Consider the following 13,020-nt stretch of genomic DNA (forward strand, 5'->3'; position numbering starts at 1 on the left):
TTGTCTTCGATGACAGCACCAGAATTCATTTACCCGGAAGGCTCCGCAGCCTTCCCGCATCGCAGCCTCGTGGGCATCGGCGGGCTCGCCCCGCATGAGATCATGTTCCTGCTGGACGAGGCCCAGCAATGGGTCGATCTCAATCGGGGCACGCAGAAGCGCCGTGACCTGCTTTCCGGCCTGACGATCATCAACGCCTTCTTCGAAAACTCGACGCGTACGCTGCTGAGCTTCGAGATCGCCGGAAAGCGCCTGGGCGCCGATGTCGTAAACATGGCGGTCGCCACGTCCAGCGTGAAGAAGGGCGAAACCCTGATCGACACGGCGATGACCCTCAACTCCATGCGCGCCGATGCCATCGTCATCCGCCACGCCAGCTCGGGCGCGGTGCATCTCATCTCGGATCTCATGGATTGCCCCGTGCTCAACGCTGGAGACGGCCAGCACGAGCATCCCACCCAGGCCCTGCTCGACGCGCTGACGATCCGCCAGGCCAAGCGCGCCTTCAACGGCCTGCGCGTAACGATCTGCGGCGACATCCTGCACAGCCGCGTTGCCCGTTCCAACATCCTCTCGCTCAATTCACTGGGTGCCGAGGTGCGCGTCTGCGCGCCGCCCGCCCTGCTGCCCGCCGATATCGAGCGAATGAACGTCAAGGTCTTCCACGATTTCGACGCGGCGCTGAAAGGTGCCGACGTGGTGATGATGCTGCGCCTCCAGCTCGAACGCATGGAAGGCCAGTTCATCCCCTCGCCCCGCGAATATCGCCACCTCTACGGCCTCTCGCTCGATCGTCTTGCCAAAGCGGAAGGCAATGCCCTCGTCATGCACCCCGGCCCGATGAACCGCGGCATCGAGATCGACAGCAATGTCGCCGACCTCGTCGGCCGCTCGCAGATCACCACCCAGGTGGAAATGGGCGTCGCCATGCGCATGGCCTGCCTGGAAGTTCTGACCAGACGGGCACGCGGTGTGGAGGGCTGGGCATGAGCAACAACGCGCCCCTGACCGTGACCGGCGGCAAGCTGATCCTGCCCGATGGCACCGTAACCGCCGGCGCGCTGCGCAGCGAAGGCGGCTTCATCACCGCCCTCGGCGCCAACGTGGCCCCGCAACCCGGCGACGAAGTTCACGACGCCCGCGGCAAGTTGATCGCTCCCGGCCTCGTCGATATCGGCGTCTTTGCCATCGACAAGCCCGCCTTCCATTTCGGCGGGATCACCCGCGCCGCACTGATGCCGGACCAGAACCCGCCGCTCGACGTGCCGGCGCGTGTTCGCTTCGCGGCCCAGTCGGGCAAGCCGGACCTCTGGGTCCACCCGCTCGCCGCCGCGACGCAGAATCTTGAAGGCAAGGCGCTTGCCGAAATCGCCCTGATGCGTGACGCCGGTGCGAAGGCCGTGACCACCGGCCGCCAATGGATCGGCGATTCGGGCACGATGCTCCGTCTGCTCCAGTACACCGGCATGCTTGGCATGGTCGTGCTCTCGCACCCGGAAGATGCCGGGATCACGGGCAAAGCCGTTGCCACCTCGGGCGAGATGGCAACCCGCCTCGGCCTGCCCTCCGCGCCTGCCGAAGCCGAAGCCATCGCCATTTCGCGCGATATCGCCCTTGCCGAACTGGCGGGCGCCGCGATCCACTTCCGCAAGGTCACGACCGCCCGGGGCCTCGACCTCGTGCGCCGTGCGAAGGATCGCGGGCTCAGGGTCACGGCGGGTGTCACGCCCGCCTACTTCATGCTCTCCGACCTCGCGCTGGCGGGCTTCCGGACTTTCGCGCACCTCTCGCCCCCGCTGCGCTCGGAAGACGACCGCAAGGCCGTGATCGCCGCGATCGGCGACGGTACGATCGACGTGATCGCCTCCGGCCACGACCCCCGCGGCCCCGAGGACAAGCGCCTGCCCTTCGCGGATTCCGCCCCCGGCATGGCCGGCGCCGAAACCCTGCTGCCGCTGACGATGAATCTCGTGCGCGACGGTGTGATCTCGCTCTCGCGCGCCTTCGAACTGATCGCGACCAATCCGGCAAGGCTCCTCGGCGTCAATGCGGGCAAGCTGGAAATCGGGGCCGAAGCGGATATTGCGATCGTCGATGCAGACCGGCCGTGGATCGTCGATTCGGACAAGATGGCGGCCGCTGCCGGAAACACCCCGTTCGACAAGCAACCCGTGCAGGGCCGCGTGCTGGCGCTGTTCAAGGGCGGCGTTGCCGTGAAGGCGAAGTAAGGGATAGGCGGGCCCCAAGTATCTGCTTAGGCCCCTGCCCCCAATTCCCCTGAAACCAAAAAAAGACGGCTCCTGTCCGAAGACAGGAGCCGTTTAGTTCACATGGAACTCAGGTGCGAGGCCAGGGCCTCGCGGAAACTCTAAAGCTCGGCGCGGCGCATCTGGTTGGTGCCGACGCCGCCCGGCAGCGGCCGCTGCTGGGCATAGGCGAGACAGGGATTGCCGCCCTGTCGCACGCTGGAACATACCGACTGGGCGGCGCGCTGGTCGAAGCCTTCGGCCGCGACGCGGTAATAGGTCTGCCCGTTCACTTTCGCCTCGGTAATGCGAAGACCGTGGCCTTTGAGCGCGGGATTGCGGGACTGGATGATCCCCCAGGCGCGGCGGGCACCGTCCATCGTGCGGAAGGAACCGAGCTGGACAAGATGCGTAGCCTGGGTTGAGCTCACAGTCTGCGGCTTGCGAGAAGGCACTGCCTTGCGGACCGGAGCGGGATTCGCGGCAGCCATCCGAACCGGCGCGGCAGGCATGGCTACCGGTGCGGGTGCCGCTTCGGCGGCACGGCTGGTGCCCCAGAAGCTCTCGCCGGTCTGGACGGGCGGCAATTCGCCGGTCGGCGCGGCAGGCGCCGGTTCGGGCGCTTCCACACGCGCCATCTGGACGTTGCCCGCAGGCGTATCGAGCGCAAGCATGGCCGGTTGCCCCGGATCGCTGCGCAGCGGTGCGCCGATAAGGCCGGCGATGCGGGCGCGGGACTGGTCGGGCCGCGCGGCGGCGGCCCACTGGCCGAGGCGCGCATCGAGCTGGTCCGCCGGAACGTCCTGCGAAGCGATCAGGCGAGCTTCGCTCCAACGCCCGTCAAGCGCATAGGCATAGGCGAGGTTCTGGCGGGCCTTGGGTGTATTCTCGCCGCCGCGCACGACGTCGGTCAACACGGCGACGCCTTCGGCAGGCTGCCCTGCAAGCGAGATGGCAAGGCCATAGTCGCTGGCGGGAATCCGGTCGTGAAGGCGTGCCAGCACTGCCGTCGCTTCGGCGGAACGCCCTGCGCCAATATAGGCAAGCGCGGTGCCGAGCCCCGTCCGGGGGCTCTGGTCGCCCAGCGCAACGGCATCCTCGAACGTAGTCGCCGCCGAATCGAACCGACCCGCGGAAAGATAGGCCTGCGCCAGTGCGGCGCGGGCCGAACCATCGCGCGGGGAGCGGGCCACGCGCTGTTCGGCACGGGCGAGATCCCTGTCGGGGCTCCGACCGGCCTCGGCGTCACCTGAAATGGCAGTCGCTCCGGTCGCCGCTAGCGGCATCTGCCCCGCACAGCTCACGAGGAGCGCGGCGGCCATCGCGGTGCAGACGGCAAGTCCGGCATTGCGGGCACGAATGTTGAGGCGGTTCATCGGATCGACCCTTTGGCCCGGCATCAACCTCGCCCGCCGACCGTGACGGTCAGCGGCGCGATTTCCGGCATTTCGGAGAGGAACTTGTCGAGCGCCTCGGTCACGAGGACTTGCGCACTGCGGTTCAGCAGCACACCGGCCATCCTGAGCCGGAAGTGACGTTCCGCATCAAGCCGCAGCGTGAAGGCCGCGCGGCGACCTTCCAGCCCGGACGAACGCGTCGGCAGGGCGCCGCGATTCATGCGCTCGGAGATCGCCTCGATCTGGCGGACCACGTCAGGCACCGGCGCGCTGGCAGGCAGTTCGGTGCTCGGACCGGGCAGCGGCGCCGTTTCCGGCAGACCAGCAAGTTCCCGATCGCACCGCTCCGGATCGTTCCGAGCGCCCTCGCTCTGGCCCCAGTCGTTCCAGCCGAGATCCTCGATACGTGCGGTATCGACCGGAAATCCGCCAATTCCGAAGTTCGCCGCGTCCTGACGGCGCATCGCCGGGCGGGCGCGGCCCTTGCGGGCAAGCAGGCCCGGCGTCAGCGAGGCAAAGCCGTGTTCGCTCATTCCGGTCATCGTCAGGACCCTGCAACACGGCGGCCGAAGCCACCGACGGGACGAGGCGCACCGGGCGTGGCCGTCTGTCCGGCAAGCTGGGGCGCGGAAAAGACGGTGCGGCGGAAATTGCGTTCGAGACGGTCGGAAACGTAGTTCCACAGCGCCGTCACTTCCTGTGCCGAGCGCCCGTTGGGATCGACTTCCATGACCGTGCGGCCATCGATCATCGAGGCGGCGAAGTCCGTCCGCTGGTGCAGCGTGACCGGCGCGACCGTCCCGTGCTGCGACAGCGCGACGGCAGCCTCGGCAGTGATGCGGGCCTTGGGCGTGGCCGCATTGACGACAAAGATCAGCGGTTTGCCGGAACGTTCGCACAAGTCGACGGTCGCCCCTACAGCGCGCAGGTCGTGCGGGCTGGGGCGTGTCGGCACCACGATCAGTTCGGACACCGAAATGACGCTCTGGATCGCCATGGTGATCGCCGGCGGCGTATCGATCACGGCGAGCTTGAAGCCCTGCTGGCGCAGCACCTGCAAATCGCCGGCGAGACGGGCCACGGTAGTCTGGGCGAAAGCGGGATATTCGGCCTCGCGCTCGTTCCACCAGTCGGCAAGCGAGCCCTGCGGGTCGATATCGATGAGGACGACGGGGCCAGCTCCGGCACGCTGCGCCTGCACGGCGAGATGACCGGAAAGCGTGGTCTTGCCCGAACCACCCTTCTGCGATGCCAATGCCAGTACGCGCAAAGCCGTTACCCCCCGAGGACGCCGCCGGAAAAAATCGGCGACCCACAAGAGGCTGGATCGCAGATCGTTCCTAATTTAGGGTTAATCCCGAGGGACCGTTCCGGCCTCTCCCATGCCGCGTCCGCCCCGTTGGCCGCGGTGGGGCAGACGCGGCCGCAACATTTATTTTACCATCGAGGTTAACGCGACTTTCGCCCTTACATGGGCATTTTCCAGGATCTTCGGATGGAACGGCGAACACCTTCGCTTACCATGACCGGGACCCGGCGACGAAATTGGGGCCAAAGCAACGTGCGGAAAAATCTACGCTCCCTTCGGCTCGGCCTGTGCGGCTGCACACTGGCGGGAATCGCCTTCACACCGGCGCTGGCCGATGTGAAGGCCGGAGTCGATGCCTGGTCCGCCGGGAACTACCAGGCCGCCGTCCAGCAGTGGAAACCCCTTGCCGACAAGGGTGACGCCGACGCCGAATTCAACCTGGCGCAGGCCTACAAGATGGGCCGCGGCGTTCCGCTCGATCCGGCCAAGGCAGAGGATCTCTACGGCAAGGCAGCGGCCAAGGGCCACATCCAGGCGGCCGACACTTACGGGCTCATGCTGTTCCAGCGGGGCGAGCGCCAGAAGGCCCTTCCCTATCTGGAGGCGTCCGCCGCGAGGGGCGATGCACGGGCGGAATACATTCTCGGCGTTGCGCATTTCAACGGGGATGTCGCGACGAAGGACTGGGTCCGGGCTTACGCGCTCGTCAGCCTTGCCCGGCAAGCCGGACTGCCCCAGGCCGCCAATGCGCTGGCGCAAATGGATGAGCATATCCCGCTGGAAGATCGCCAGAAAAGCGTCCAGCTCGCCGCCCAGCTTTCCAGTGAGGCCGAGGCGAATCGCGCCAGGCAGACGGCGGGCGCCGAACTTGGCAGCCCGGCGCGCGCTGCGCCCACGCCCACGCTTCCCAGGGTGGCTGCGGTGAACGGACCCGCCAATGCCGGTGCGGACTATACGCTCGCCCCGTCACCCCGCCCGGCCGCCACCTCCACGCCATCGCGCATCGCCGCCGCAACTCCGGTGCCCAAGGCCGAGCCCGTAAAGGCCCAGCCGCCGAAAGCGCCGGCTCCGAAAGCGCCAGCTCCGAAACCACAAACTTCACCGGCCGCCGCGGCCGGTGGCTCCTGGCGGCTCCAGCTTGGCGCCTTTGGCGTGTCCGGCAATGCCGAAAAACTCTGGGCCTCCATTTCAGGCCGCCCGGAAATGGCAGGAAGCCGGCGCCAACTGGTGCCCGCAGGCAAGCTGACAAAACTCTATGCCACCGGTTTTTCCAGCAAGGCACAGGCGGAAAAGGCCTGCGGGGCGCTCAGGGCTTCGGGCAAGGAATGCATCGTCACCTCGTAGTCTTCGGCTCACCGTCGACTCGAAACGGTTGATCGCTTACTCTCCCGGCCGGGAGAATGAGGAATGCCGAAAACGATCACGGGCGAACATGCCCGTGCAGTCCACCGTGCGCCCGAAACACCGCCCGCACCCGGCGGCGGCCGCATCGTCACGCTCGACCTGATCCGCGGCGTAGCCATTCTCGGCATTCTCGCGATAAACGTGTCCGGCTTTGCCGGGCCTGCCATCGGCACATTTTCGCCGGACTTTCCTTCCCCAAGCAACTTCGCCAACGAAGCCGCGTGGGGCTTCGGATTCCTGTTCTTCGAAGGAAAGATGCGGGCACTCTTTGCCATGCTGTTCGGCGCCGGGATCGCCCTGCAATGCGAACGCATGGATACGGCAGGACGCGACGGCGACGTGATCCAGGTGCGCCGCCTGTCATGGCTCATGGTATTCGGCACCCTGCATTACCTGCTGCTCTGGTGGGGCGACATCCTGTTCGTCTACGCCTGCTGCGGCCTTGCCCTCCTGTTCCTGCGGCGCCTTTCCGGCCCTGTTCTGCTCGGCATTGCCGCAGGTATTTCCCTCACCGCCATGGCCATCGACTTCTGGTCCACGCTCCCGCTCGTTCGCGCAGAAGAAGCAGTAAGGCTGGGAACCGCCAGCCTCTCCCAGCAACAGGACGTCTTCGCGCGGCTGGAGCTCTACCGCCAGAATGTCGCGGCGCAGGCCCTCCTGTACCACTCGGACTTCACCGATATCGCGCTGACCAAGCTGCGCGGCGATCCGTTCTGGCTGTTCCGGATGACGGCCCACGCCTGGAGCGAAGTGCTGCCGCTCATGCTCATCGGCGTCGTGCTGCTTCGCGGCGGCTTCTTCTCCGGCACATGGCCCCGCCGCAGGATATGCGCGCTGGGCCTTGGCGCTGGCGCGACCGGCCTCGCTCTCACGAGCGCCGTTCTCTGGTGGAGCTGGTCCCGGCACTTCCCGCCGATCGCCATGGCCGCGCTGCTGGGCGAAGGACTGTTCGTGCCGCACCTGCTGACGGCGCTGGGCTACGCATCCCTGCTGATACTGGCCGCTCCGCGCCTGACCCGCACCGGCCTGGGAAGACGGCTCATGGCGACAGGGCGCGTCGCCTTCAGCAACTATATCGGGACCAGCCTGCTGATGTGCTGGCTGTTCTACGGATGGGGACTGGGGCTTTACGGACAGGTCGGTCCGCTGGGCCAATGGCTCGTCGTGGCGATGGGCTGCACGGGCATGCTGGGATGGAGCGAATTGTGGCTGAGTCGCTTCCAAAGAGGCCCGCTGGAGCTGCTCTGGAGGTCTCTCGTACTGCAAAAACGGTTGAAAAATCGCCTCCCCGCAACGGCTTGAAAGGCAAATGAAGAACGCTATTGCGATCCATTTGCATTTGCATATGATGGTCTCCCAAGAGGATTCGCACCATGTACGTCTGCATCTGCAATGCCATTCGTGAGACCGACCTGCGTACCGTTGCCCGCTGCTGCCGCGGCGATGCCACGGCGCTTTACGGGGCTCTCGGACATGCGCCGCAGTGCGGACAGTGCCTGGACGAAGCCGAAGATATTATCGCCGAGGAATCGGCAACCGCCAACGCGCCACTGAGCGCGGCAGCCTGACCCTGTAACAAGGCGGTCAAACCCGGCTTCTGTCGGGTGTTTTCGCGCGCCTGCTTGCCTTGTCAGTTCGGAGGGGCCATAATCCGCCCGAACAAATTCAGGAGCATCCCCCCATGAAGGGCGACCAGCAGGTCATCGACTATCTCAACAAGGCGCTCTTCAACGAGCTTACTGCGATCAACCAGTACTGGCTGCACTACCGCATGCTCGACAACTGGGGCATCAAGAAGCTGGCCGAATACGAACGCCACGAATCGATCGACGAGATGAAGCACGCCGACGTGCTGGCCGATCGCATTCTCTATCTCGATGGCCTCCCCAACTTCCAGGCGCTCGGCAAGCTGCGCATCGGCGAAAGCGTCGAGGAAGTGCTCAAGGCCGATCTCGCGCTGGAATACGATGCCATCCCCCTGCTCCGGGATGCGATCGCACACTGCGAAACCGTGCGGGACTTCGTCAGCCGCGAGATTTTCGCCCGCATTCTCGAAAGCGAGGAAGAGCACGTCGACTTCCTCGAGAAGCAGTTCGACATGATCGAACGCATGGGCATCCAGAACTACTGCCAGCTCCAGAGCAAGCCGGCCGAGGACTGACCGAAACCGGAGGCGCGCAAGACCGCATGGATTTTCTCGCGCGCCTCCAGCTTTCGATCCCCCTGATACAGGCACCGATGGCGGGCACTTCGACCCCCGCGCTCGCCGCTCAGGTTTGCGAAGCCGGTGCATTGGGCTCACTTGCCCTCGGCGCCATCGGCCCTGAAGCGGCGCGGCAACAGATTGCCCAGTTGCGCAGCCACACGGCCCGGCCTTTCAACCTCAACCTCTTCGTTCACGAGACATCTCGGCCCGATCCTGCTGGAGAGCAGGCCTGGCTCGAAGCGCTGGCCCCCACTTTCGCGTTGTACGGTGCCCAGCCACCCACCGCGCTGGAAACGATCTACGAAAGCTTCGCCGGCAACGCGGCCATGGTGGATGTGGTCCTTGAGGCCAGGCCAGCGGTCGTCAGCTTCCATTTCGGACTGCCGGAAGCCGCCACGATCGATGCGCTGAAGCGGGCAGGATGCCTTCTGCTCGGCAGCGTCACCAGTCTGGCCGAGGCCGAACTATCGCGCAGCGCCGGGATCGACGTGCTCGTTGCGCAAGGGTGGGAGGCCGGCGGACATCGCGGCATGTTCACCCCCGATGCGCCGGACGACCGGCTCGGCACCTGCGCGCTGACACGCCTGCTCGTTTCATGGGGCAAACTGCCGGTGATCGCAGCGGGCGGGATCATGGACGGCCGCGGCATTCGCGCCGCCCTCGATCTCGGCGCAGTGGCCGCGCAGCTCGGAACCGCTTTCGTCGCCTGCCCTGAGAGCAACGCCGATGACGGCTACCGCGCACTGCTGGCCTCCGATGCCGCATGGCACACGGTGATGACCCGGGCGATCTCGGGCCGTCCGGCGCGGTGCCTCGCCAATCGCTTCACGGAGCTTGGGCAGCGCGCGAATCTTCCGCCGGTTCCGGCTTATCCGCGCACTTATCATGCCGGAAAGGCGCTCAACGCCGCTGCCCTGAGCCAAGGAGAGGCCCTGTTCGGCGCGCAATGGGCGGGACAGGGCGCACCCTTGTCCCGCGCCTTGCCGGCGGCGCAGCTGGTTGCCCTGCTGGCCGCCGAACTCTCGTCTACTCGGCCTTAGCAGCAGGAGCAGCGGCCTTGTCGGTGCGATACTTGTCGAACCACGCAAGGATCGCCGAGGCTTTCGCCGCCGATTGCGAGGGCCGTGCGGCAATGCCGCCATGGCTCGCCCCCGGCACCTTGACCAGCGCGGTGGGCACGCCGCGGATCTGCAGCGCCGCGTAATACTGCTCAGCCTCGCTGACGGGCGTGCGATAGTCGTCCGATCCCACCACGACCATGGTCGGCGTCTTGACGTTTCCGACCAGGCTCAGCGGCGAGCGGCGCCAGTATTCCATGGGATCTTCCCAGGGCTTCTTGTCGAACCAGTAACGCGAGGTGAACGGCGTGGCATCCATCGTCAGGGCTTCGCTGATCCAGTTGATCACAGGCTTCTGCGTGACGGCGGCCTTGAAACGGTCATTCTTGCCGACGATCCACGCCGTCAACACGCCGCCGCCCGATCCCCCGGTGACGAAGAGGTTGTCAGGATCCGCCACCCCGTCCGCGATCGCGGCGTCAACCGACGCCATGAGGTCGTCGTAGTCGGTGCCGGGATAAGCCCGGTCTATCAGGTTGGCGAACTCCTCGCCGTAGGACGTGCTCCCGCGCGGATTGGTATAGAGCACCGCATAGCCGTGCGCCGCGTAGAGCTGGTAATCCGTGGAGAAGCCCGGTGCATAAGCCGTGTTCGGACCGCCATGGATTTCAAGGATCAGCGGCGCCTTCCTGCCCGGCGCCAGGCCCGGCGGCGTCACCAGCCATGCATCGATGGAACGGCCGTCCGGCGCGGTCACGGCAAGCTTGCGAACGGGCGCCAATGCCTTCGCATCCATCCATGTGCCGTTGAGGTCGGTCAGCTTGCGCCCTGCCCCGCCGCCCGACACCCAGAGGTCGGCAGGCCGCTGGGCCGTGCCCGAGGTATAGGCGATGCGCCCGTTGCCGGACACGCTGAAGGCGCCTCCGGTATAGGGACGGTCGAAGTGATCACCCGGGCTCAGCCCCTCGACGACGTTCTTGATCGAACCGTCCAGCCCCACCTGCGCGACATGGGTCTTCGCGTGATCGTCATACTGAACCATGATCGCCGAATTGCCCGCCCAATCGAGCGCATCGATCGAGTGGTCGAAGCTCTTGGTCAGCAACCTCGAACCGGTGCCGTCGATATTCATGACGTAGAGGTCTGAATTCTCGTAGGAACGGTTGACGTCATCGAAGCCCACATAGGCGACATGTTTGCCATCCGGCGAAACCACCGCGCCGGCGTCGGGCCCATTGCGCGAGGTCAGCGCCGTAACCGCGCCGCTGGCGAGGTCGAGCGCGTAGACTTCCGAGTTGTTGATGTCGCGCTGCCAGTTCTCGTGGCGATTGGCGCTGAACAGGATACGCTTTCCGTCCGGGGTCCACGACAGCGGCCCGCCATCGTCGAAATCGCCGAAAGTGAGCTGGCGCGGTGCGCCGCCCTCGGCGGAGACGAGGAACAGGTGGTCATAGCCGGGCTGCGCATAACCGCCGCCGTCGAAACGGTAAGTCACGCGGTCGATCACCTGGAGCGGTTCAGCCCATTGCGCACCCTCCGGCCGATTCGCCGGCTGCGAACCCATCTTGGCACCCTCGCCCGGCACCCGCATGGTATAGGCGATCTGGCGGCCATCGGGCGACCAGGAAAGACCGCCGGGGCTGTCAGGAAGTCCCGTCACCTTCACTTTCGCGCCGCTGTCCAGCCAGAGCACGTAAAGCTGCGGCGCGCCGGTTCCGTCGCTGGAAACGAAGGCGAGCCGCTTGCCATCCGGCGACCAGCGCGGCGAAAAGTGCGCGCCCGCACCCGTGACGAGAGGCCGCTGCACCCCTGTTGCCGCATCGACCAGCCAGATCGAAGGAACGACCTTGTCCGTCATCACGTCGGCCGCGGCGCGAACGTAGGCTATGCGGCTGCCATCCGGGGAAATCTGCGGATCGGTAACGCCGGACAGCTTGAAGAGATCGTCGGGAGTGAACCCGCGCTCGGGCCCCTTGGCCGCGGTGTCCTCCGCCGCCAGCGCGGGCGAAAGCGGAACAGCCGCGCAGGAAAGCGCGAGTACAGCCAGCCGGAAGGGCAAGGCGCGATAGGCCAGAGATCTGGGCAAGATGGAGAGCTCCCCGCTCGAATTGTAGGATGACACTCTGTCGCGCAGAGCCGATGAAAAATCCAGTCAGGATGCCTACCGGGATTGCCTCTCCCGAAATCGTGCTAAGACAGGGTCATGGAGCAACCTGAACGGCCACCTTACACCATCGAGGACTACGGTTTCGGCGTCCTCGTCATTCTCGTCACCGCGGCATTCGCCTGGCTATTGCTGCCCTATTTCGGAGCCGTGCTCTGGGGCGTGGTCGCCGCGATCCTCTTTCAGCCCCTGACCGCCAGGCTCGCCACCCACCTCGGCGGCCGCAAGAATCTGGCGGCAGGCCTCATGCTGCTGATGCTGCTGGCAATCTTCATCATTCCCACCCTGCTGCTGGGCGCCAGCCTCGTGCAGGAAGTCTCGACGATCTACGAAAAGGTCCGGGACGGGCAGATCAATGTCCCACACATGCTCGAACAGTTCCGCGCGGCCCTGCCCGATTCGCTGGAACGGATGATCGACCGCTACGGGCTCACCGATTTCGAGAACCTTCGCCGCCAGTTCGGCGCGGGCATCGCCAACGGGTTGCAAGGGCTCGCCGCAAGGCTGCTTTCGGTGGGCCAAGGCGCGCTCAGCTTCCTCGCGGCGCTGGGCGTGATGCTCTACCTCACCTTCTTCCTCCTGCGCGACGGCGACCGGTACGGCGCCCTGATCCGCGATGCCATGCCGCTGCGCCCGCATCTGCGGGACCGGCTGGTGAGCAACTTCATCGTCGTCGTGCGCGCAACGATGAAGGGCACCGTGGTTGTCGCGGTGGCGCAGGGCGTGGTGGGCGGTACGATCTTCTCGCTGCTGGGCATCGAGGGATCGCTGCTCTGGGGCGTAATGATGGGCTTCTTCTCGCTGCTGCCAGCCGTCGGCACCGGCCTCGTCTGGGTGCCCATGGCCGGCTACCTCTTCGCGACGGGGCAGGTCTGGCAAGGCGCGGTCCTGGCCTTCTGCGGCATGTTCATCATCGGCATGATCGACAACATCCTGCGCCCGATCCTGGTCGGCCGCGATACCCGGATGCCCGATTTCGTGGTGCTCATCGCAACGCTGGCGGGCCTGCAGATCTTCGGGCTCAACGGCTTCATCGTCGGCCCGGTGATCGCGGCCCTGTTCATCGCGGTGTGGAACCTCATGCGCGAGATCAAGAACAGCGACGGCCTGCTGGAACCCGACGCGATCGACATCGAGGAAGTGGAAGTCGAGGAAAGACAGGCCGAATCCCCCAGCTCCGAAGCCGAAGTGGCAGCGCACCCCTCCTGATACGAAACAGGCCGCCGGAGACGATCT

General features: G+C 65.9%; 12 protein-coding genes. 8 read left to right on the forward strand and 4 right to left on the reverse strand.

What is annotated here, in order from left to right; all coding sequences use genetic code 11:
- Positions 1 to 9 precede the first annotated feature (9 nt).
- Both U9J33_RS14290 and U9J33_RS14295 read left to right on the forward strand, forming a co-directional pair.
- Positions 10 to 990 carry an aspartate carbamoyltransferase catalytic subunit gene (locus tag U9J33_RS14290; protein ID WP_054440661.1) on the forward strand — a complete coding sequence of 327 codons (981 nt, stop codon included), beginning with the start codon at positions 10 to 12 and terminating at the stop codon, positions 988 to 990.
- Positions 987 to 2,228, forward strand: a complete 1,242-nt coding sequence (locus tag U9J33_RS14295) for a dihydroorotase (RefSeq protein WP_132469332.1) — start codon at positions 987 to 989, stop codon at positions 2,226 to 2,228. The genes U9J33_RS14290 and U9J33_RS14295 overlap by 4 nt, the downstream gene beginning before the upstream one ends.
- 140 nt (positions 2,229 to 2,368) lie before the next feature.
- On the opposite strand, the gene U9J33_RS14300 is transcribed toward U9J33_RS14295, so the two are convergent.
- From U9J33_RS14300 to U9J33_RS14310, 3 genes are read right to left on the reverse strand one after another with little or no spacing between them, the layout of a single operon-like run.
- A complete protein-coding gene (locus U9J33_RS14300) occupies positions 2,369 to 3,622 on the reverse strand; it encodes an SPOR domain-containing protein (RefSeq protein WP_324696210.1) in 1,254 nt (417 codons plus the stop codon).
- A 23-nt stretch (positions 3,623 to 3,645) separates the two neighbouring features.
- A complete protein-coding gene (locus U9J33_RS14305) occupies positions 3,646 to 4,185 on the reverse strand; it encodes a hypothetical protein (RefSeq protein ID WP_243692667.1) in 540 nt (179 codons plus the stop codon).
- A gap of 2 nt (positions 4,186 to 4,187) precedes the next feature.
- A complete protein-coding gene (locus U9J33_RS14310; protein ID WP_132469333.1) occupies positions 4,188 to 4,913 on the reverse strand; it encodes a ParA family protein in 726 nt (241 codons plus the stop codon).
- Positions 4,914 to 5,204: 291 nt separating this feature from the next.
- Here U9J33_RS14310 and U9J33_RS14315 point away from each other — a divergent pair, with 291 nt between their 5' ends.
- From U9J33_RS14315 to U9J33_RS14335, 5 genes are all read left to right on the forward strand, one after another.
- Positions 5,205 to 6,296: an SPOR domain-containing protein gene (locus U9J33_RS14315; protein ID WP_324696214.1), complete on the forward strand. Its 1,092-nt coding sequence runs from the start codon at positions 5,205 to 5,207 to the stop codon at positions 6,294 to 6,296.
- A gap of 63 nt (positions 6,297 to 6,359) precedes the next feature.
- Entirely contained in the window at positions 6,360 to 7,658 is a 1,299-nt protein-coding gene (locus U9J33_RS14320; RefSeq protein WP_324696216.1) for a DUF418 domain-containing protein, read from the forward strand.
- A gap of 71 nt (positions 7,659 to 7,729) precedes the next feature.
- Positions 7,730 to 7,924, forward strand: coding sequence for a (2Fe-2S)-binding protein (locus tag U9J33_RS14325; RefSeq protein WP_054435417.1), 195 nt, complete (start codon positions 7,730 to 7,732; stop codon positions 7,922 to 7,924).
- A 113-nt stretch (positions 7,925 to 8,037) separates the two neighbouring features.
- A complete protein-coding gene (gene bfr, locus U9J33_RS14330; RefSeq protein ID WP_054435419.1) occupies positions 8,038 to 8,517 on the forward strand; it encodes a bacterioferritin in 480 nt (159 codons plus the stop codon).
- Between the two features lie 26 nt (positions 8,518 to 8,543).
- Complete coding sequence (locus U9J33_RS14335) at positions 8,544 to 9,602, forward strand: nitronate monooxygenase (protein WP_324696220.1); 1,059 nt, start codon at positions 8,544 to 8,546, stop codon at positions 9,600 to 9,602.
- On the opposite strand, the gene U9J33_RS14340 is transcribed toward U9J33_RS14335, so the two are convergent.
- Complete coding sequence (locus U9J33_RS14340; protein WP_420719845.1) at positions 9,589 to 11,706, reverse strand: prolyl oligopeptidase family serine peptidase; 2,118 nt, start codon at positions 11,704 to 11,706, stop codon at positions 9,589 to 9,591. The genes U9J33_RS14335 and U9J33_RS14340 overlap by 14 nt on opposite strands.
- Positions 11,707 to 11,823: 117 nt before the next feature.
- Between U9J33_RS14340 and U9J33_RS14345 the strand changes: the two genes are divergently transcribed.
- Positions 11,824 to 12,993 carry an AI-2E family transporter gene (locus tag U9J33_RS14345; protein ID WP_054435422.1) on the forward strand — a complete coding sequence of 390 codons (1,170 nt, stop codon included), beginning with the start codon at positions 11,824 to 11,826 and terminating at the stop codon, positions 12,991 to 12,993.
- Positions 12,994 to 13,020: the final 27 nt, after the last annotated feature.

Source organism: Novosphingobium sp. RL4 (assembly GCF_035658495.1).
Classification (GTDB): Bacteria; Pseudomonadota; Alphaproteobacteria; order Sphingomonadales; family Sphingomonadaceae; genus Novosphingobium.

What these genes read in the sequence shown, in the direction of transcription:
- U9J33_RS14290 (WP_054440661.1), top strand. Translation starts at nt 10, where the DNA reads ATGACAGCACCAGAATTCATTTACCCGGAAGGCTCCGCAGCCTTCCCG.
- U9J33_RS14295 (WP_132469332.1), top strand. Translation starts at nt 987, where the DNA reads ATGAGCAACAACGCGCCCCTGACCGTGACCGGCGGCAAGCTGATCCTG.
- U9J33_RS14335 (WP_324696220.1), top strand. Translation starts at nt 8,544, where the DNA reads ATGGATTTTCTCGCGCGCCTCCAGCTTTCGATCCCCCTGATACAGGCA.
- U9J33_RS14305 (WP_243692667.1), bottom strand. Translation starts at nt 4,185, where the DNA reads ATGACCGGAATGAGCGAACACGGCTTTGCCTCGCTGACGCCGGGCCTG.
- bfr (WP_054435419.1), top strand. Translation starts at nt 8,038, where the DNA reads ATGAAGGGCGACCAGCAGGTCATCGACTATCTCAACAAGGCGCTCTTC.
- U9J33_RS14345 (WP_054435422.1), top strand. Translation starts at nt 11,824, where the DNA reads ATGGAGCAACCTGAACGGCCACCTTACACCATCGAGGACTACGGTTTC.
- U9J33_RS14325 (WP_054435417.1), top strand. Translation starts at nt 7,730, where the DNA reads ATGTACGTCTGCATCTGCAATGCCATTCGTGAGACCGACCTGCGTACC.
- U9J33_RS14300 (WP_324696210.1), bottom strand. Translation starts at nt 3,622, where the DNA reads ATGAACCGCCTCAACATTCGTGCCCGCAATGCCGGACTTGCCGTCTGC.
- U9J33_RS14320 (WP_324696216.1), top strand. Translation starts at nt 6,360, where the DNA reads ATGCCGAAAACGATCACGGGCGAACATGCCCGTGCAGTCCACCGTGCG.